Source organism: Dictyobacter alpinus, from assembly GCF_003967575.1.
Classification (GTDB): Bacteria; Chloroflexota; Ktedonobacteria; order Ktedonobacterales; family Ktedonobacteraceae; genus Dictyobacter; species Dictyobacter alpinus.
In genome coordinates this window covers 868,546-887,990 of record NZ_BIFT01000001.1, presented here as the reverse complement: position 1 = coordinate 887,990, position 19,445 = coordinate 868,546, and the positions used below count along the sequence as shown (strand labels likewise).

At 52.7% G+C, this 19,445-nt stretch carries 15 protein-coding genes; 10 read left to right on the top strand and 5 right to left on the bottom strand.

Features of this window, described 5'->3' with window-relative positions; genetic code table 11:
* Nucleotides 1-15: 15 nt before the first annotated feature.
* Both leuB and EL633_RS03500 read right to left on the bottom strand, forming a co-directional pair.
* Entirely contained in the window at nucleotides 16-1,134 is a 1,119-nt protein-coding gene (gene leuB / locus EL633_RS03505) for a 3-isopropylmalate dehydrogenase (protein ID WP_126625864.1), read from the bottom strand.
* 116 nt (nucleotides 1,135-1,250) lie between these two features.
* A complete protein-coding gene (locus EL633_RS03500; protein WP_126625863.1) occupies nucleotides 1,251-2,324 on the bottom strand; it encodes a Gfo/Idh/MocA family protein in 1,074 nt (357 codons plus the stop codon).
* Nucleotides 2,325-2,884: 560 nt separating this feature from the next.
* Between EL633_RS03500 and EL633_RS03495 the strand changes: the two genes are divergently transcribed.
* The 7 genes from EL633_RS03495 to EL633_RS03465 all read left to right on the top strand — a co-directional run bounded on the left by EL633_RS03495 (nucleotide 2,885) and on the right by EL633_RS03465 (nucleotide 12,942).
* Nucleotides 2,885-3,415, top strand: coding sequence for an NADH-quinone oxidoreductase subunit B (locus EL633_RS03495; protein WP_170216718.1), 531 nt, complete (start codon nucleotides 2,885-2,887; stop codon nucleotides 3,413-3,415).
* Nucleotides 3,416-3,418: 3 nt separating this feature from the next.
* A complete protein-coding gene (locus EL633_RS03490) occupies nucleotides 3,419-4,159 on the top strand; it encodes a hypothetical protein (RefSeq protein WP_126625861.1) in 741 nt (246 codons plus the stop codon).
* The gene (locus EL633_RS03485; protein ID WP_126625860.1) at nucleotides 4,152-5,480 is read left to right on the top strand and encodes a complex I 51 kDa subunit family protein; all 1,329 of its coding nucleotides are present in this window, start codon (nucleotides 4,152-4,154) and stop codon (nucleotides 5,478-5,480) included. The genes EL633_RS03490 and EL633_RS03485 overlap by 8 nt, the downstream gene beginning before the upstream one ends.
* Before the next feature lie 32 nt (nucleotides 5,481-5,512).
* Nucleotides 5,513-7,921 carry an FAD-dependent oxidoreductase gene (locus tag EL633_RS03480; RefSeq protein ID WP_126625859.1) on the top strand — a complete coding sequence of 803 codons (2,409 nt, stop codon included), beginning with the start codon at nucleotides 5,513-5,515 and terminating at the stop codon, nucleotides 7,919-7,921.
* A gap of 204 nt (nucleotides 7,922-8,125) precedes the next feature.
* Nucleotides 8,126-10,534, top strand: a complete 2,409-nt coding sequence (locus tag EL633_RS03475; RefSeq protein ID WP_126625858.1) for an FAD-dependent oxidoreductase — start codon at nucleotides 8,126-8,128, stop codon at nucleotides 10,532-10,534.
* Nucleotides 10,535-10,801: 267 nt separating this feature from the next.
* Nucleotides 10,802-12,184 carry a glycoside hydrolase family 1 protein gene (locus EL633_RS03470; RefSeq protein WP_126625857.1) on the top strand — a complete coding sequence of 461 codons (1,383 nt, stop codon included), beginning with the start codon at nucleotides 10,802-10,804 and terminating at the stop codon, nucleotides 12,182-12,184.
* Nucleotides 12,185-12,312: 128 nt separating this feature from the next.
* Nucleotides 12,313-12,942 carry a DUF4126 domain-containing protein gene (locus EL633_RS03465; RefSeq protein WP_126625856.1) on the top strand — a complete coding sequence of 210 codons (630 nt, stop codon included), beginning with the start codon at nucleotides 12,313-12,315 and terminating at the stop codon, nucleotides 12,940-12,942.
* A 35-nt stretch (nucleotides 12,943-12,977) separates the two neighbouring features.
* Here the strand turns inward: EL633_RS03465 and EL633_RS37085 are convergent, their stop codons facing one another.
* The 3 genes from EL633_RS37085 to EL633_RS03450 all read right to left on the bottom strand — a co-directional run bounded on the left by EL633_RS37085 (nucleotide 12,978) and on the right by EL633_RS03450 (nucleotide 15,305).
* A complete protein-coding gene (locus EL633_RS37085; RefSeq protein WP_174845154.1) occupies nucleotides 12,978-13,226 on the bottom strand; it encodes a hypothetical protein in 249 nt (82 codons plus the stop codon).
* Nucleotides 13,227-13,539: 313 nt separating this feature from the next.
* Nucleotides 13,540-15,081 (bottom strand): ArnT family glycosyltransferase, encoded by a 1,542-nt coding sequence (locus EL633_RS03455; protein WP_161981915.1) that lies wholly within the window; start codon nucleotides 15,079-15,081, stop codon nucleotides 13,540-13,542.
* A gap of 44 nt (nucleotides 15,082-15,125) precedes the next feature.
* Nucleotides 15,126-15,305: a hypothetical protein gene (locus EL633_RS03450; RefSeq protein WP_126625854.1), complete on the bottom strand. Its 180-nt coding sequence runs from the start codon at nucleotides 15,303-15,305 to the stop codon at nucleotides 15,126-15,128.
* A 182-nt stretch (nucleotides 15,306-15,487) separates the two neighbouring features.
* On the opposite strand from EL633_RS03450, the gene EL633_RS03445 reads away from it, so the two are divergent.
* The 3 genes from EL633_RS03445 to EL633_RS03435 all read left to right on the top strand — a co-directional run bounded on the left by EL633_RS03445 (nucleotide 15,488) and on the right by EL633_RS03435 (nucleotide 19,384).
* Nucleotides 15,488-16,777 carry a sensor histidine kinase gene (locus tag EL633_RS03445; RefSeq protein WP_161981914.1) on the top strand — a complete coding sequence of 430 codons (1,290 nt, stop codon included), beginning with the start codon at nucleotides 15,488-15,490 and terminating at the stop codon, nucleotides 16,775-16,777.
* Nucleotides 16,774-17,469, top strand: coding sequence for a response regulator (locus tag EL633_RS03440; protein WP_126625852.1), 696 nt, complete (start codon nucleotides 16,774-16,776; stop codon nucleotides 17,467-17,469). The genes EL633_RS03445 and EL633_RS03440 overlap by 4 nt, the downstream gene beginning before the upstream one ends.
* A gap of 481 nt (nucleotides 17,470-17,950) precedes the next feature.
* A complete protein-coding gene (locus EL633_RS03435) occupies nucleotides 17,951-19,384 on the top strand; it encodes an IS4 family transposase (protein ID WP_126625851.1) in 1,434 nt (477 codons plus the stop codon).
* Nucleotides 19,385-19,445 lie beyond the last annotated feature (61 nt).

Here is a 19,445-nt window from a genome sequence, read left to right as displayed (position 1 = left end):
CTCTTTTTATATTTTTTATTGGAGCAGGGTGGCTGCGATTTTTTGTCCCATTTGTTGTGTATTAATGATACGCGCTCCTGCTTCACGCAGGTCCTCTGTGCGATACCCCGCTTCAATCGTCTTTGTTACTGCGTCCTCGATGGCGGCGGCCTCATCCTTTAATCCCAGGGAGTATTGTAGCAGCATCGCGGCGGAGAGGATCGCGGCGATTGGATTGGCCTTTCCCTGGCCTGCGATATCTGGTGCCGAGCCATGAATAGGTTCATAAAGGCCCAGCCGACCATGGGCTGTCTTGTGCGTACCCAGGCTTGCCGAGGGTAACATACCCATCGAACCGGCGAGCATAGAGGCCTCATCCGTGAGAATATCACCAAAAAGGTTTTCCGTTACGATGACATCAAAACTGGTTGGTTTGCGCAGCAAGTGCATCGCGCAGGCATCAACCAGCAGATTTTCAAACGTGACATCTGGATACTCAGAGGCGACTCTGTTTGCTACCTGTCTCCATAGCACCGAAGAACTCAGGACATTGGCTTTATCTACGGAGGTTACTTTCTGCTTACGATCTCTGGCGGAATCAAAGGCGACACGAAGGATGCGTTCAATTTCAGTTTCTGTATAGATCAGTGTGTCGATAGCTTCACGTCCATGCTCGGTCTGGCGAATTTCGCTTGGTTTGCCCGGGACCGGAGGCTCTAGATGTCCATAATATAGTCCACCGGTTAACTCGCGTACCACCAGTAAGTCAGTCCCCTGTAATACTTCCGGCTTGAGGGTTGAAGCGCTAAGCAAATTTTTGAGGGGTTTTACCGGTCGCAAATTGGCAAAGAATTGTAATCCTTTGCGTAGTTTGAACAGGGCTTCTTCTGGCTTGACCTTGTCGCTACCATCATAGTTAGAGATGCCGCCAACAGCCCCAAATAAGATTGCATCGCTTTGTTGACATATCTCCAGGGACTCGTCCGAAATAGCTACACCCTCGGCCTCAATTGCGGCCACACCCACCAGGCGCCGATGGTACGTGAAGGTGTGCTGATAGCGCCTGGCAATGGCATTTAAAACCAGAATGGCTTGTTCTGTGACCTCTGGTCCAATCCCATCTCCGGGTAGCACAGTAATTGTATAGTTTCCCATACTGTCTTGCCTTTCTTTTGCTGATGTTTGCTATGGGTGACTCCTGTCGGTAAGATTGTCTATCTTACCGGCAGAAGAAAAATCGCTTAGATTGGATGAATACCTGGGATTGAGATTTAGCGTGCCCAATCCATGGGTTCCGGTTGTGTAAAGTTTGATGTCAGAGTGACAGGTTTGCCAGTACGGAAAGAGTCTTGGATGCCACACAAGATATCTACCACATGCGCGGCCTGTGCGCCAGTGATGCGTTGTGGACGATCGTTTTGAATGGCATCGGCCAGATCCACTACGCCGCGGCTCCATTCTGTCCCTTTATAGGGCTCTCTGACGTAAGGAATAGGCTCATAGGTGCCAGCAAATTCAGCAAACTCGACTTTGGCGTGAAAATCCTGCCAGTCACTTAAGTATACTGAACCCTTATCACCGTGGAATTCAATACCTTTCTGTTTGCCATGATTACCGACATAGAAATTTGTGGTCAGGCGTGCTACTGCGCCATTCTCAAATTCGATGGCGGCTACGGCGAAATCTGGGGTCGAGATATGGAACTCAACGCCTTCTTTGGTGACGCGATCGGGATAGAGCACTTTACCAAAGGCGGTGATATGGCGGGCTGGGCCGAAAATGCTGGTGAGAATTGTTAATGGATACACACCAACATCGAATAATGGTCCAACCTCATAGAAAGGACCTGGTGCTGGATGCCAGGACTCGATACGGCCCCAGTTGACTTCAGCGTAGGCCAGACGTACCGTTCCTGGCAGTCCGTCCCGAATAGCTTTCCATGCTGTCTGCTGGGCTTCCCCTAAAATAGTGATCGGTGCACTACTTAAGCGTCGTCCTTTTTCCTGCGCTAACTGCACCAGACGATGGGCATCCTCAGATGTTAGCGCGAGGGGTTTCTCGGTATAAACATCCTTGCCGGCATTTAAACATTTCGTAATAACTTCAGCATGGGCATGGTGAATGGTCAGATTAATAACCAGATCCACCGTATCATCTTCCAGAATAGCTTCTAGTGAAGGGTAGACTTTGCCGCCATTGGCTGCGACATATGCTTCTGCACGTGCAAGATCAATATCGGTTGCCCCAAGCAACTTGATGTGTGAATAGGGCTTGAGTGTTTTGGCGTAGGCTCCGGCAATATTGCCGCAACCAACAATGGCAACGTTCAGAGATTGAAGATCCATCTTTGCTATCTCTTTCTACTAATGCTGATGGCCGTTTCATTTATTGATAGGTCGCTTTCAATCCGACCACACTGAAGTAGTATCCACATGATAGATGTGATACGTCTTTAATAAAGAGAGACACATCATTGCGAATGGAATCAAAATCATGCCATTTTCTGTGTTATCTGGCTTGCCAGATAGGAAGATGGCGTTGGGATGATCCTTTTAAGCACTGGTCAGGTTAATTGAAAACTTGTCAATACACCACAGTTTACCAAAGCGGTTGGTTGTCTGACAAGTGCAAAACAGCCGTTTAAATCCTTGATTTTTGTGCAAAAAGGGGTCTCGCATCGGGCCTGCGCTCGTGTGGGTGTTTATAGCGTGGTTGGGCGAAACGTGCTATAATAGGTCGCAGATGGAGTGTACATACATCGCCCCCGTCTTGAGAAAGAACCCTACAATTATCCTTACCAAGCAATAGGTGCTGCTGAACCATTGCCTAGGAGTGAATTTATATGAGCAGCGAAATCAACGAAAATGGGAAAACAGCAGGTCGCCGCAAACCGATCCCAATATCGATGGCGACCGGACCCCATGAATATGTTCCGGGAGATCAAGAGCTTCCAGTTCAGCTGACAAGTGTAGCTGACATGCTGCAATGGGCGCAGAACTGGGCCCGATCGAAATCCGTGTGGCCTTTAGGTTATGGTCTTGCATGTTGCGCCATTGAGATGATGGCTTCAGCGCAGGCACACTATGACTTGTCTCGTTTTGGATCAGAGGTTTTTCGTTCCAGTCCTCGTCAGGCTGACTTGATGATTGTGGCTGGAACTGTATCGGTGAAGATGGGTCCGCGCCTTCGTCTTCTCTGGGAGCAGATGCCTGAGCCAAAGTGGGTATTAAGTATGGGTCAATGCGCAAACTCTGGTGGCGAATTTTACGATAGCTACTATACTGTACAGGGTGTCGATACCATCGTTCCTGTAGACGTATATGTGCCAGGATGCCCACCTCGACCAGAAGCACTGATCGAAGGTATTCTGAAGTTACGTGAGAAGATTGCCAAACAAGGTTTAAAAGTGCGCGGCGAAAACGAAATCGAGGTATAGTGTATGCGTGGTATCCTGGAAGGCATGGGTCTCACCTTTAGCCATATGTTTCGGCCAAAGGTGACACGACTCTATCCCTATGAGAAGCCAAAACTGCCACCGCGTAGCCGTGGTTTGATTCAACTAATCGCCCAGGAAGGTCTGAAGACCGAATTTAATTTGAAGTGTGAATCTTGTTTGCTGTGTGAAAAAGCCTGTCCTCCTCGTGCTATCACGATCGAGTACGAGCCTATTCATGAGTGGAAAGATCGCCCGTGGTTTAAGTCTTACATTCGTGATGGAGCCGATAAGTTCACTCCACGTAAACTTGCACCCGCCACTGGCACTTCGCATGCTGGCTTTTATAAATCGCGCATCTCTGAGTATGCGGTCGATTACGCTAATAAGCCTGTGACCCCTTGTGTCGCCATGCCGGTCAAAGATCATCTGGAACCCGAAATCGATCTGAGCAAGGTTGATATGCTTCTGACCACATGGTCACAAGAAGCCGGGGCCCTTCCTGGCTTGCTAGATGCAGTGATGGATATCTATGGGTATTTTCCATTGCAAGCAGCCAAGCGTATTGTCCAGGCCCGTGGTGTAGACCTTAGCGATATCTTTGGCATCGCTACAATGAGTCCAAAGTTTAAACCCGCGCCCGCCGTTAAAGGCATTACCCGTGATGATCAACCATCACGAGGACTGGCCTCAAGCAAACGTGGTGTATGGGGAAATATTAATCATGTGAGGCAGCCAGATGCCTAAATTCGAACAATCTTATCGTCTATTGCAGCGTGGTGCCGACGCGGATCTACGTTCCTTAAATGCGTATCGTAGTAGCGGCGGCTATAGTGCGCTGGAAAAAGCTCTTCGTGATCTGTCACCTGAGCAGGTTAACCAGCAGGTTATTGATGCAAAACTGCGCGGTCGTGGCGGCGCCGGTCGTTTGACGGGCGAAAAATGGCGTATTACGCGACAGTCAGATGATAATCAAAAATACGTTATTTGTAACGCCTATGACGCGGACAGTCGCTCATTGGCGGCGCGCACATTGCTCGAACAAAATCCTCATCAGGTAATCGAGGGCATTCTCCTGGCAGCCTATGCCGTAGGCGCTTCGGAGGCATATCTTTTCACACGTAGCACCTCTGTCGATGCTAATGCTACAGTCCAAAAGGCTGTGCAAGAAGCTGTCGAAGCCAATCTTGTCGGGCGCGATATCCTCAGCACTGATTTTTCTTGTACTATAAGTGTGCTCGGCGCTGAGATGGGCTTCATGGGTGGTGAAGAGACTGTGCAGATGGCGCTGATCAAAGGGCGCCGTGGTATGCCCGAGCAGCGTCCACCTTTCCCAGCACAATATGGTCTATGGGACAAGCCAACGGCGATCAACTCGATTGAGACCCTGGTGAATGTGCCCTTTATTGTGCGTGAGGGTGCGGCTGCATTTGCCAGTGTGGGTTCTGCCACAACTGGTGGTACAAAAATCTTGACCGTCTATGCAACGCCTACCAGTGAGCCACAGGTTGTAGAGGTTCCGTTTGGAGCTACCCTGCGCGACATTTTGGAGCATGCTGGGCTGAGTTCGGCTAGCAGTAATGTTGGTGCCGTGGTTGTTGGTGGAGCCGAAGGTGGTGCTTTACCTGTTGCTGCTCTGGACACACCCTACGATTTCGATCCGCTGGAAGAGGCGGGCGCGATTGTGGGTTCCGGTATTATCGAATTGTTGCCTGTTGATACTTGCATGGTAGCATGGGCGATGGATCAGAGTGCCTATCTGAGCAAAGAGTCATGTGGTAAATGTGTCCCCTGCCGTCTGGGTGTCAAACGTATCACAGGTATTCTCGAAGGGGTCGTCAGTGACCTCGGCGTGAATGGAGACCTCGACGTACTGGACGAATTTGCAGACTATGTGCCTAACGGCTCTCTCTGTGGCTTTGGCGTTCAGGCGACCAATCCACTGAAAACTGCAAAACGTTACTGGCCCGAACATTTTACGACACATATTCAAGAACAGCGTTGCCCTACAGGCACCTGCGTCCCGGTGCGTGCCCATCGTTTTGTGACGAAACACGTTCTGCCTTAGTTAGATCCTAGGAACTTCGGAAGAGGAAGTACATGGCTATATCAATCCGAGATAATTTCTCACCAGCGACTCAGGCTTCGCAGCCTCCGATGGTGCGTAATGACGTGGGACATCCCAGTTTTACGCTGACCATTGATGGTAAGACCATGCAAGCATATCAAGGCCAGACGATCCTGAGTGTGGCGATTGATAATGGGATTTCGGATATCCCAAATTTATGTAATGACGAGAAGTTGGAGCCAACCTCCGCTTGTCGTATGTGCCTGGTGCATATTGAAGGGGCGGAGCGCCCCCTACCTTCCTGTAACACACCTGCTGAGCCAGGAATGGTTGTTGCCACCAATTCTGATGAGTTATTTCATCTACGTCGTACCAACCTGGAGATGATGCTCTCAGACCATAATGCCTACTGTCAGCCTCCTTGTCAGGTTGATTGCCCGACGCATATTGATATTCCAGGCTATCTGGAATTGATTGCGCAGGGAGAGATGAAGGAAGCGGCCCGCCTGGTAAAAGAGGTCTTGCCATTTCCCTTTGTTCTGGGTCTGACCTGCCCTGCCCCCTGTCAGAAGGCTTGCCGCCGTACACTGGTGGACGAAGAGATCGCTATTTGTCGTATGCACGGTCACGCAGCAGAATCCTGCTTGCTTGATCCACCCCTGCCTTATGTGCAGGATCCCCCGACGGGCAAAAAAGTTGCCGTTGTTGGTGGTGGCCCTTCAGGTCTGACTGCTGCCTACTACCTTGCCATGCGCGGCCACTATTGTAAAGTTTTTGACATGCAGCCACAGGCTGGCGGTATGTTGCGCTATGGTATTCCTGAGTATCGCTTGCCAAAGGATATGATGGATCGTGAATTCCAGCAATTGTGGGATATGGGGATCGATTTCCAGGCGAATGTGAAACTTGGTCGTGACTTCACGGTCGATGATCTGTTTGCTCAGGGCTTTGACGCTGTCTATCTGGCGATTGGTTGTTGGACCAGTAACGACCTGCGTGTCCCTGGTGAGGAAGCTGATGGCGTCGTTAACGCTATCCGCTATCTGGCCGAAAAAGTTGAAGGCAAACCGGTTCCTGTTAAGAGTGGTGATGAAGTCATCGTAATTGGTGGTGGTTTCACCGCTTTCGACTGCACACGTACCTCGCTACGCCTGGGTGCCGATGTACATACGATGTATCGTCGTGGTCGTACCGAGATGGGTGCTACTACCGAAGAGGTCGAGGATGGTGAGGCCGAGGGCACACATCTGCAACTCTATGTGAGCCAGACCCGTGTGATCACTGAAAATGGCCGTGCTACAGGTGTTGAGTTCCAGCGTAACAAGCTTGGAGAGCCCGATGCCAGTGGTCGCCGTCGTCCTGTGCCGATTCCTGGTTCTGAGTTTATCTTGAACTGCGACACAGTGATCCCAGCTATCGGTCAGGCCGTTGATACCAGCGTGCTTGATGATGCTTCTGGTATCAAATGGACCAAATGGAAGACGATTCAGACCAATCCTCATAACTTCATGACCGATCGCGAAGGTGTCTTTGCTGGTGGTGACTGCCAGATGGGCGCGAAAACGATCATCGAAGGTGTGGCCCAGGGTAAGTTGAATGCTCGATCGATCCACTCCTATTTGGTAGGAGAGGATATGAACGAGGTTGCCCGTCGTTTGGAGTTAGAGGAGCGCCGTCCTGACCTGTTCGATATCGTGCCCTACAAGCCGGTCGAACCCAAAGTCAAGATGCCAATGCTGCCCTATGAGAAGCGCGAGCACAACTTTGCTTTGATCGAGATGGGCTACTTGAAAGAGCAGGCTCAGCGTGAGGCGGCTCGTTGTCTGCAGTGCGCCTGTCCAGCCGCTGGTCAGTGTGATCTGCAAAAGTACAGTATCGAGCATGGTCTGGCTGATAACCGCTTCCATGATGGTGAACCCAGTGACTATCATGATTATGACGTGGATCTCTCGCATAGCTTTATCCTGCGCGACCCCAACAAGTGCATCAACTGTACACAATGTGTGCGTGTCTGCCATGACGTGATCGGACCAGATTGCTATGGGATGTTTGGTAAGGGTTTTGACACCATTGTCTCGACCCCCTTCAATGTTAGCCTGCACGATACCGATTGTGTGTCCTGTGGTGCCTGTGTTCAGGTCTGCCCGACCGGTTCCTTGATGATGGCTGAGCGCTCCCTCTCGCGCTACTCCTTTGCACTTGATCGCTGTATCTTCTGCGGCGACTGTGTCGAGGTGTGCCCTCACGGTGCGCTGGGTGAGACCCCGAACTTCGAGCTCTCCTTCTTCAACCGTTTCGGTGAAGATGTGACGCTGGAGAAGAACGATCTGGCCAACGCTGCCAACTACCTGGTGCGTCAGCGCCTGCCACGTGGCAAGAAAGATCTGCCGGTCATGAGCCCATTAGTGCGCCCATTGCCTGCTCGCTCGATCCGCGACTAGGCAGCGCCAAACACAAAGAAGGAAGACTGAAATGTTTAAGCGTTTCAGTCTTCTTTCTTTTTACACTAAAAAATCGAAAAATATCCTTTTCTCTGGTTTTTTTGTAGAAGTTTGAGGTACTATAAGGATAGGTATATTCTATGGAGACATGCATGATAAGAAGTTATTCCTACTGTTTAGGAATTACGAAAAAGAGGCAGAATTATGACGATCGTAACGCGCGATACGTTCTCTCTCACGCCTCAAGAGACTGTCGGTCCAATAACGCGAAATGAGCTAGGACATCCTGGTTTTGCAGTCAGCATCGATGGTAAATTGCTGATGGCGTATGAAGGACAGACGATCCTGAGCGTGGCCATTGACAATGGGATTTCGGATATCCCAAATTTATGCAATGATGAAAAACTGGAGCCAACCTCGGCCTGCCGTATGTGTCTGGTACATATTGCTGGCATCGAGCGACCCCTGCCCTCTTGTAACACCCCCGTTTCTCCTGGTATGGTGGTCACCACTAATTCTGATGAACTGTTTCATCTACGTCGTACTAACCTGGAGATGATGCTCTCAGACCATAATGCCTACTGTCAGCCTCCCTGTCAGGTTGATTGCCCGACGCATATTGATATTCCAGGCTATCTGGAGTTAATTGCGCAGGGAGAGATGAAGGAAGCGGCCCGCCTGGTAAAAGAGGTCTTGCCATTTCCCTTTGTTCTGGGTCTGACCTGCCCTGCCCCCTGTCAGAAGGCTTGCCGCCGTACACTGGTGGATGAAGAGATTGCCATCTGCCGCATGCATGGTCATGCGGCAGAAACCTGTTTGTTGGATGCTCCTTTGCCTTACGTGCAAGATGAGCCTACAGGTAAGAAAGTGGCTATTGTCGGTGCTGGTCCCGCAGGCCTCTCTTGCGCCTACTATCTGGCTTTGCGCGGCCACTATTGTAAAGTTTTTGACATGCAACCGCAGCCAGGTGGCATGCTGCGCTATGGTATCCCTGAGTATCGTTTGCCAAAGGATATGATGGATCGTGAGCTTGATCATGTCTGGCAGCTTGGCGTAGATCTGCAGAGCAACGTCAAATTTGGCCGAGATTTTGAGCTAAATGATCTGTTTGCCCAGGGTTTTGACGCTGTCTATCTGGCGATTGGTTGCTGGACCAGTAAGTCGATGCACGTGCCTGGTGAGGATGCTGAAGGGGTCGTCAACGCGATCAAATTTCTGTATGATAAAGTTGAGGGCAAGCCGGTTCCCGTGAAAGAAGGTGATGAAGTCATCGTGATTGGTGGCGGTTTCACTACCTTTGATTGCACGCGCACTTCTCTACGTCTGGGAGCGAAGGTTCACACGACCTATTATCGTACTCGTGCTGATATGACCGCGACCGTTGAAGAGATTGAGGATGGGATCGCCGAGGGCACGCAGCTACAGGTTCGAGCCGCCCAGCAGCGTATCCTGGAAGAAGATGGCAAGGTGACTGGTATTGAATATCAGCAGACCAGACAGGGAGAGCCTGATGCCAGTGGTCGTCGCCGTCCTGTGCCGATTCCTGGTTCTGAATTTACCATCGCTTGTGACACAGTGATCCCGGCAGTTGGTCAGGCCGTCGATACCAGCGTGCTTGATGATGCTTCCGGTGTTAAATGGACCAAATGGAAGACGATCCAGACCAATCCTCATAACTTTATGGCTGACCGCGAAGGTGTCTTTGCTGGTGGTGATTGTCAGATAGGAGCCAGTACGATTATCGAGAGTGTAGCGCAGGGCAAACTGGGTGCACGCTCCATCCACTCCTATTTGATGGGAGAGGATATGAACGAGGTTGCCCGTCGTTTGGAGTTAGAGGAGCGCCGTCCTGACCTGTTCGATATCGTGCCCTACAAGCCGGTCGAACCCAAAGTCAAGATGCCAATGCTGCCCTATGAGAAGCGTGAGCACAACTTTGCTTTGATCGAGATGGGCTACTTGAAAGAGCAGGCTCAGCGTGAGGCGGCTCGTTGTCTGCAGTGCGCCTGTCCAGCCGCTGGTCAGTGTGATCTGCAAAAGTACAGTATCGAGCATGGTCTGGTTGATAACCGCTTCCATGATGGTGAACCCAGTGACTATCATGATTATGACGTGGATCTCTCGCATAGCTTTATCCTGCGCGACCCCAACAAGTGCATCAACTGTACACAATGTGTGCGTGTCTGCCATGACGTGATCGGACCAGATTGCTATGGGATGTTTGGTAAGGGTTTTGACACCATTGTCTCGACCCCCTTCAATGTTAGCCTGCACGATACCGATTGTGTGTCCTGTGGTGCCTGTGTTCAGGTCTGCCCGACCGGTTCCTTGATGATGGCTGAGCGCTCCCTCTCGCGCTACTCCTTTGCACTTGATCGCTGTATCTTCTGCGGCGACTGTGTCGAGGTGTGCCCTCACGGTGCGCTGGGTGAGACCCCGAACTTCGAGCTCTCCTTCTTCAACCGTTTCGGTGAAGATGTGACGCTGGAGAAGAACGATCTGGCCAACGCTGCCAACTACCTGGTGCGTCAGCGCCTGCCACGTGGCAAGAAAGATCTGCCGGTCATGAGCCCATTAGTGCGCCCATTGCCTGCTCGCTCGATCCGCGACTAGGCAGCATCAAAAGCCATACAAGTAGTCATAAAGGAAGGCCAGACTTTGTAAGCGATCCGGTCTTCCTTTATGATTGTTTGCTACTTTGTTGTCAACTCCAGTTGTTTGTCGCACGCTATCTCATCCTGAAATTTTTGTTGTGCGTGTTACAATGGAGAGTATTCCTGTTGTACAAGCGGAGAGCCCCCGGTTCAGCACGTTGCCCGGGTCATATTCTGATTGCTATCAATAGAACCGCTATTATGGAGAATCGATGGAGCATAAGGAATGAGTCAACAGCGTATATTACGGTTTCCACGTGGATTTTTATGGGGCACTGCTTCGGCTGCTTATCAATGCGAAGGGGGCAACACCAATAACCAATGGTATCGCTGGGAGCAGCAAGGCCATATTCGTAGCGGTGATGTTTGTGGCAAGGCGTCTGATTGGTGGGAACATGCGGAAAAAGATTTTTTGCTGGCCGAGCAGATGGAAAATAATGCTCTACGTTTAAGTCTGGAGTGGAGCCGTATCGAACCAGAGGAGGGGCACTGGGATGATACAGCAATAGAGCGTTATCGTGCTATGCTTGTGGATCTCCGGCGTCTACATATGACTCCTGTTGTGACATTGCATCACTTTACCGATCCCCTCTGGTTTACTGAGCGTGGAGGCTTTGCTGAGGCTGAGAACCTGCGCTTTTTTACGCGCTATGTGGAGCATGTGGTGGCCGCTTTACAGGATGTATGTTCTTTCTGGATTACGATTAATGAGCCAAACGTCTATGCCTTTCAAGGCTATCTAAGAGGTATTTTTCCACCTGGCGAAAAGGATCTGCTGCGTACTTTTATGGTCTTACGTAATCTGATGCAGGCGCATATAGAGGCCTTCTATGTGATTCGCCATCTTCAGCCAGAAGCCTTGATTGGGTATTGTCTGCATTACCGCCTGTTTGATCCAGTGAATGCGTTGTCCCCCTTAGATAGGAGTGCTGCATCTATCCAGGAGAATATGTTTACCTGGTCGGCTTTGCAGGCGGCAGAAACCGGCCGGCTGACCTTTCCGGTTGGACAGGTACTGCCTCCACTTACGCATGCTGTGGGTGCGCGTGATTATCATGGTGTGAATTATTACACGCGTGAGATGGTGCGCTTTGATCCTTTAATGCCTGGAGAGGCCTTTGGGCGCAGGGTTGTGCGCCCCAATGTGATCCGTAACGATGATGGTATTGATGATGGCTTTGGTGAGATCTATCCCTGGGGGCTTTATCGTGTATTAACATCGATCTATCAGCGCACCCGAGGCAATAAGCCATTGTATATTACAGAGAATGGCTTTAGTGACCGGGACGATGATATGCGACCTGCGGCCCTGCTGGCGCATCTGGCTGTGCTGCATCGTGCTATTCGAGATGGAATACCTGTGCGTGGCTATTTTCATTGGACGCTGGTAGATAACTTTGAATGGAACGATGGCTGGTTTGTACGCTTTGGCTTGATCGAGATTGATCCGATCACGCAGCGGCGTATGCCTCGTCGTAGCGCCAGTATGTTTGGTGAAATTTGTCAGGCCAATGCTATCACCGAAGCTATTGTAGAGCGCTACGCACCTGAACTCAGCGCATCCATCTTCACGAAAAGTGATTTGCAGGGAAAAGAAATTCGCGTTTGAGCTGTATCTTCCAGTTAGATTTTTGGATAGTGGCAGGTTGGTTGCGTTTATATTAGAGGAGTATAGACCTCCACCTGTAATTATGGATTTATCTTTTTTGCTGTGGCCGGACATGGAGAAAATTACGCATGGATATTGGGACATCTTATGGTCTCGCTTTTGCATCTGGTATTAACGCTTATCTTCCTTTGCTCTCATTAGCGATCGCTGCACACTTCTTTCCTGGCAATTTTCATGTTAATTCACACTTTACTTTTATTACTCAGCCCTGGTTTATGGTTGTGATGGGGATCCTGACCGTAGCTGATCTGGTTGCAGATAAGATTCCTGGTGTCGATCATGTCTGGGATACTATTCATACTATTATTCGTCCAGTGACTGGAGCGCTTGTGGCTGCGGCGGCTGGCAATCAGGCGATGGATAATAATTGGCTGTTGCCTGTGACGATGGCCGTAGGCGCGAGTATCGCTGGTGTTACCCATACAACGAAAGCTACTACACGCTTAACTTCAACCGCGACGACGGCTGGTTGTTTAAATATAGGATTGAGTATTGCTGAAGATATTGTGATGGCATTGAGCATCTTGATTTCGTTTGTTGCTCCATATGTGATGCTGATCATCGTGGCCATCTTTATCCTGGCATTTCTCATCTATGCACCAAAAATTGTGCGTCGTTTTCGTCAGTGGCGTCGGGGACGCAACAGGCAAGCGGTTGCCACAGCCCCACTACAGAATAACTCATCTGGGCATATCTAGAGCACCGGTCAAGTAATCAAGCAGCGTCTTAAAGATCAGTTTGAAGTGACTGAGAACGGGCCAGGACATGGAGATTGTGGGCGCACTTCCTCAATTTTTGCGCCTGCCTGCACCAGCAGGCTCACAAGCGGTTCCATCTTGCTCTGGCCGCGCAGTTCCAGACCCATTTGGCCGAGGAACCCAAAGACGATGCCCGCAGGCACCTCCAGGGAGAGATCATCGAGCGCTTTGACGGTTCCAAAGAAACGGGAAAGGTGTTCGATGTGAATCATTAGTTCTCGCATAACTCTCCTTTCAATGAGTGCGTTGAGTGAATCGATCAATTGATGGGTCCATTTTGGAATGAAGTGGCTCATGCCGATGAGAGAGCCAAGAAATTCGACGACGATGAACAAAACGCTCCCAGTTCTGGTAGGACGAGGGCACAAAGGCCCACAAGCGCATGCCAGATACAAAACCAGGCCGAAACGCACGAATTGCCAGATCGTTCTATTCCGCATGGTTCGTTTGGAGGCGACATGTTCGTGCATCTGGCTTGTTTCGCTCGGCGCAGGTGCGAGTTTTGGGAATGTGAGAGTTGGCATAACGAAACTGTCCTCAATCGTAATGTTTCCCGCGTACCCAGATCTCCGAGAATGGGAACTTCGGCTGCCGCAAAATCAGGATCGGAGCATGATTTTCAAAGGTCACACAATTCTCACAGGACGTCCAGGCGGCCAGCGTCACCGATCTGTACGCTTGCGCAGCGTTCTCTTGAGCAATATTGATCGTGATGAGGACTTGGCCCGTACAGCCTTGTGGCCCCCACAGATAGAAGGCGTTGTGTCCGCTGATTGGCTCTGGCAGATGATAACGCCCACCAAATTGCGCGAGCGCGGCAGCCTCGCCATAATTGGACGTATAGATGCAGGCCACCCGCTGTTCATCCTTTGGCAGGCTGTGATACACCTGAGCAATCAACGCGACCTGCTGTTCCCAACCAAAGCGATCCGCCAGGTTTTGCGGCAAGCCGTTGCTCACACTTACCCCTGCGCTGCTGCTCTTGCCATAGATCTGTCCATACACGTTGGGGGGCAACACCGGAATCGCCACGGGGGAAAGCCACAAGCCAACCAGGGCCAGCAGCATGGCATAGACCGTGATCCAGCGGCGTATGCGTACGTGCCATGTTCCGACCAGCACCGCCCCACCAGCAAACAACGGCGGGTAGGCCGGCGTCAGAAAGTAGGACTTTGCCTGAAGCGCGGTGAAGAGTCCAAAGAGGATGAGGAATGCCCACCCGAAGACCCGATAGCGCGCACCGCGTTTGGAGAAGAAGTAGCACAGCCCAGCCCCCCAAAAGAACACCGAGAGGGGATTCATCACAACGATCTGGTTGACCAGGAAAGCGAGGGGTGACCCACCGCCGAGTTGATTGTGGGAATAGCCCGCCCAATACTGGAACGATGCCCACCCATGAAAAGCATTCCAGATCAGGAAAGGCGAGACGAGAGCAGAGGCGATCAGGCCCCCAAACAGCGTCCAGCGAGTGAACAGCAGACGACGTTGTCGCGAAAGCAAGAGTCCAACAACGAGCGCGAACCCCCAGAAAAGGATGGTCTCCTTCGTCAACAATCCCAGGCCGGCCACCAGACCGAAGGCAAGGAAGCCGCGGGGACGTTCATCGCGCAGCAGCACGATGAGGATCGTGGCGCAAAGCGTCCACCAGAATTCATCGAAGACATCATAGGTGTAGAGGGAGCCGGAAATCATCATGATGAGGGCTGTCGCCGAGGCCATGGCAGCGAGCCCCTGCACCCACCGCGCACCGCCAAGGAGTCGGGCCATCAGTCCGGTCAGGATGATTGTCCCTGCACAGACCAGAGCCGAGATCACATGGATGGCCCATAAGGCATTGCCGGTGAGCGCACGAGGGATGAGCGTGATCCAGGGAACCAGCGGTGGGACATCCACATAGCCAAAGGCGGGATGCTGGCTCATGGCCAGCACATAGAGTTCATCGCGAAAATAGCCGTAATTGTCGCCGACCAAGACATGGGCCACAAATGAGATGCAAGCGACGATCAGCACAGCAGGAGCGAGGTTGGCGCGGCGATACAGGGTAGTGATTCCTGTGCGCAGAGATGAAGCTGCCCGCATAGCGACCGCTTGCGACGAGGGAGAAACGTCTTGAAGTAGGAGTCTCATGAGAACACATCCTTTCGCGAAACAACCAGCAAGTCACTGCCCGACGCAGGAGCCGATATGAGGCCGAGCCTGGAGAGCACCGTTTTGCTGGATGGATAGGCACGGGTGAGCGAGCCATCTTCCTCGCTCTCCAGTATAGCCGGCCAGGGCAGGACAACGCCTGTCCCATCAGTCACGAATCAGGGGCCTATTTCTGGCGCCTTTCTGCGATGACCTTGAGCATAGGTCAGTTGCGAAGACCTATGACCAGCGTCATAGGTCTTCGCACACAGGTATGACTGCAGACACTGGTGAACAGGAAGCCGCGTCTGGTATACTACGAAAAACACGCGTCTCTCTCATCTTTGAGGGCAAATCCATGAAATTCAAGCAAGAGCAGATCATCCAGACGTCATCCTCCCCACTCACAGGTTGGTTCCTGCGGTGGGTTCCCCGGGTCATCACGGTTTTCGCCTGTGTGGGTTATTTCTCCGGGGTCCTGACGACGCAGCCTCTCAGCCTGCTCAGCTTGCTGCTCCTCACGGGGATTTATGGGGCCTGGCTCGTGATCTATCATCTCGAAAAACAATTCGATGAACGCGCCCACCTCTCCTGGTTGCTGGCCCTGTTCTGCCTGGCCTGCGCCTCTCAATTCATCCCCTTGCCCAGTACCGACGTCTATTGGCTCCCGCAGCTGCCGCTCATCACAACGAGCTTGATGACGGCGCTCAGACCACGGTCTCTCGGGCTAGGGCTCTCCTGCGTCCTCTGCTTGAGTTCCTATCTGGCAATCCGTCGCATCGTTCCGGACTGGGGTGTCAGCGGCCAGGTGAGCGTCCCGCTGGTGTTTCTCGTCCTCTATGGATACGGGACGATCATCCGTGAGCTCGCGCTGGCACACGCGGCGAAGGAGGTTGCCAATGCCAGGCTCGCCGCGGCCAACTCGCGCCTGCAGGAGTATAGCGCCCAGGTGGAGGAACTTTCGGTCATTCGCGAACGCAACCGAATCGCCCGTGAGATCCACGACACGCTTGGTCACGCCCTGACGCTCCTCTCGGTCCAGCTGGAAACAGCCACGCAGCTCGAAGCGCGCGGCGACCCCCGTCTGCGTGAAGAATTGCTGGAGGCACGACAGGTGACGAAAGCCTGCCTGACGGAAGTCCGTCACTCTGTCGAGGCGCTCAGACCAGACGAAACCTCTGCGGGATCGTTGTTGGAGTGGCTGCAGAGGCTGGTGGCGAAATCTGAAACCACCTGCCGCGAGACCAGGATCACGCTCGATCTAGAAGAGGCGACACATCCGCTGAGTCCTGAAGTGTGCCTGACGCTCTACCGCTGCGCGCAGGAGGCGCTGACGAATATTCGCAAGCATGCGCATGCCACCAAGGTGCTGCTGCGTCTCTCCACGAGCGGTGGAAAGGAGGGACAGGTAGAACTGACCGTGCTGGACAACGGCCAGGAGTGCGAGCCGATCCACGAACAACGAGCGCGTGGCTTCGGCCTGCTGGGCATGCGTGAGCGCGTGGCGCTGCTGGATGGGACACTGTGGGCTGGCCCCCAAGCAGCGCACGGCTGGCGTGTTGAAGTAGTGCTCCCGCTCACACCACAGGGACAAGCGGAAGGCGGCTCCACGGGAGCACACAAAACCAGGGAGAAGGTCGAGCCATGACAGAGCGTCTCCGTGTGCTGATTGTGGATGACCAGCGCCTGCTGTGCGAGGGCTTTCGCAAGCTGATTGAGCTGGAGCCGGACCTGGAGGTGGTCGGCATAGCGGGGGATGGCGAGGAAGCGTTGGCGATGGTCGAACTCCTCCAGGCTGAGCGAACAGCCCCCGATGTGGTGCTGATGGATGTGCGCATGCCACGTCTGGATGGCATCGCCGCGACGCGCGCCATCATCGAGCGCTGGCCCGAGATTCGCGTGGTCATCCTGACGACCTTCGATGAGCGCGAGCTGATTCAGGCGGGTTTGCAAGCGGGAGCCTCGGGCTATATGCTCAAAGACATCACCGCCGAGCAACTCGCCACGACCATTCGGGTGGTCGCACAGGGGCAGTTCCTCTTGCATCCCGATGTAGCACACAAATTTCTTACCTCCCTCTCCTCTGCCCCTATCGAGCCCATAGTGCCCGTTCCTGCCGCCCCTGCGTTTTTCAGCGGGAGCGACGTGGCGCCGTTGACCGAGCGCGAGCGGGAGATCCTGGCCTTGCTGGCGCGTGGGGCTTCCAATCGCGAGATCAGCGAAACCCTCTACATCGCCGGCGGCACCGTCAAGAACCACCTCAGCAACATCCTGGGCAAGCTGGGGGTGCGCGACCGGACGCAGGCGGCCCTCAAAGCCAGAGAACTCGGCTTGCTGTAAAGAAAGCACGGGTTGAATGATGCGCTTTCCACAGGAACTAGCATGAATATGCACGTTTCACCTTGTGATACTCTACCCCATGATCTTCACTATGATTGGTGTGCCGATGCTTTGAACTGTTCTCCCGCATTACTTGACCGGTGCTCTAGAGTTTTATCGATGCCATTTTCCCACAACATAAGTCACCCCGATTTTTAAGAACGGGTGTTCTCTTTTTCTCAATGTGCCTGAGAAGCGGGGTTGCAAGGGGCAGCCGGCCCCTTGCCGGGGTTTGAGGGGTGTCCCCTCGTTTCTCTTCTTCCCTCGCGCGCCGCCGCAGGCGGCGCGCAAAAGAAAAAAAAGGGTTTTTCGGGGGACACCCCCGCACCCCCGGCTGACTTTTTATCACATTTTTAGTCGTCGAATCGTGGGAGTAGAAAAGCCACGATTCTTGGTACGCATGCCATTGGAATAGCCAAGAACGAAGAGAAAGGAGAAGGTGATGTTGTCCCCAGCAATCTTGTTGTCGTCTCAGCAGTGGGCCCAAGCAACCTTTGGCTCGGTCCAACTGGGCGATCCACGTCGTGTGAAGCGTGCCGTCGATCTTGCGTTTCATCTGGCGCAGAATCCACAAGCGTCTCTGCCTGGTGTATTGAACCCAGCGGCTTTGCAAGCGTCCTATCGATTTGTGCATTCGTCGCATACCTCGTATGAACGTCTGGTTGCCCCCCATTGGGAGCACACACGACAAGCCTGCCACCAGCATCGGCAAGTCTTGTTGATTCAGGATACCACGGAGATGGATTACCAGGCTCATCCTACGACACGTGGACTGGGACCCATTGGAAATGGAACGCATCACGGCTTTCTGTTGCAAAGCGTCCTGGCTGTTGTCCCCCAGCATGATCAGTTGTTGGGATTGGCTCATCAAGAACCCTTTTTGCGCCAGCCAGCCCCTGAGAAAGAGAGCAAACAGCAACGCTGGAAACGCGAACGGGAATCGGAGGTATGGGAACGTAGTGTGCTCACACTGGGCTCGCCTCCTGTTGGCTGTCAATGGATTCATGTGGGCGACCGCTACAGTGACATCTTTTCGTTCATGCGCCAATGCCGAGAGCAGGGGTGTGATTTTCTCGTCCGGGCCTATGAAGATCGCTGTATTGATCTGTTGGTGGAACAGGGGGAGGCACCTGTGCCTCCACGATCGCATCATCATCGTAGCCCAACGCTGCATTTGCTGGAGATGGTCAAGCAGATGCCTATTCGATCGAGCATGTGGATGGAGCTCAAGTGTAGCCAGAAACACCCGACCCGCAAGGTCCTTTTGGCAGTGAGTTGGCAGTGTGTGCGTCTGTTGCCTCCCCGCACCCGGGAAGCCAACCAGTGGCGTCCGCTGGTGATCTGGGTGATCCGCGCATGGGAACCTGATCCCCCGGAAGGGGTTGAAGCCTTGGACTGGATCTTGTTGAGCTCGATTCCCACCACCACAGCCACTCAGGCTCAAGAACGGGTCGCGTGGTATCGCAGGCGTTGGATTGTTGAGGACTATCACCAAGGTCTCAAAACGGGATGCCATATGGAAGAACGAGAGATTCGAGATTACGAGGGATTGCGAACATTGTTGGGCATCATTGCCCCCATTGCCGTGCGCTTGTTGCAATTGCGCGTGCTTTCGCGTCAATGTCCTGACGAGTTGGCGCGGGTAGTGATACCCACTGACATTGTGCTGGTGGTGGCTCATTTGAGTGGGCATCCAGCACAAACCATGACAGTGCGGCAATGCTGGCATGGCATTGCACGTCAAGGTGGCTACTTGGGTCGCAAAGGCGATGGTCCACCCGGATGGAAAACCTTGTGGCTGGGATGGATGTATATCCAGAACGTGTTGCAGGGAGTGCAACTCGCCTCCCTCCTTTCGAATCAACTAGATTTGTGATAAAAAGTCAGCACCCCCGGCAGGGCGCTCCGCCCCTGCACCCCGGTTTTGGACTTTTGTT

Excerpts from the sequence above, each read along its gene's own strand:
- leuB (WP_126625864.1), bottom strand. The coding sequence starts at position 1,134 with ATGGGAAACTATACAATTACTGTGCTACCCGGAGATGGGATTGGACCA.
- EL633_RS03500 (WP_126625863.1), bottom strand. The coding sequence starts at position 2,324 with ATGGATCTTCAATCTCTGAACGTTGCCATTGTTGGTTGCGGCAATATT.
- EL633_RS03495 (WP_170216718.1), top strand. The coding sequence starts at position 2,885 with ATGGCGACCGGACCCCATGAATATGTTCCGGGAGATCAAGAGCTTCCA.
- EL633_RS03490 (WP_126625861.1), top strand. The coding sequence starts at position 3,419 with ATGCGTGGTATCCTGGAAGGCATGGGTCTCACCTTTAGCCATATGTTT.
- EL633_RS03485 (WP_126625860.1), top strand. The coding sequence starts at position 4,152 with ATGCCTAAATTCGAACAATCTTATCGTCTATTGCAGCGTGGTGCCGAC.
- EL633_RS03480 (WP_126625859.1), top strand. The coding sequence starts at position 5,513 with ATGGCTATATCAATCCGAGATAATTTCTCACCAGCGACTCAGGCTTCG.
- EL633_RS03475 (WP_126625858.1), top strand. The coding sequence starts at position 8,126 with ATGACGATCGTAACGCGCGATACGTTCTCTCTCACGCCTCAAGAGACT.
- EL633_RS03470 (WP_126625857.1), top strand. The coding sequence starts at position 10,802 with ATGAGTCAACAGCGTATATTACGGTTTCCACGTGGATTTTTATGGGGC.
- EL633_RS03465 (WP_126625856.1), top strand. The coding sequence starts at position 12,313 with ATGGATATTGGGACATCTTATGGTCTCGCTTTTGCATCTGGTATTAAC.
- EL633_RS37085 (WP_174845154.1), bottom strand. The coding sequence starts at position 13,226 with ATGCGAGAACTAATGATTCACATCGAACACCTTTCCCGTTTCTTTGGA.
- EL633_RS03455 (WP_161981915.1), bottom strand. The coding sequence starts at position 15,081 with ATGCGGGCAGCTTCATCTCTGCGCACAGGAATCACTACCCTGTATCGC.
- EL633_RS03445 (WP_161981914.1), top strand. The coding sequence starts at position 15,488 with ATGAAATTCAAGCAAGAGCAGATCATCCAGACGTCATCCTCCCCACTC.
- EL633_RS03440 (WP_126625852.1), top strand. The coding sequence starts at position 16,774 with ATGACAGAGCGTCTCCGTGTGCTGATTGTGGATGACCAGCGCCTGCTG.
- EL633_RS03435 (WP_126625851.1), top strand. The coding sequence starts at position 17,951 with ATGTTGTCCCCAGCAATCTTGTTGTCGTCTCAGCAGTGGGCCCAAGCA.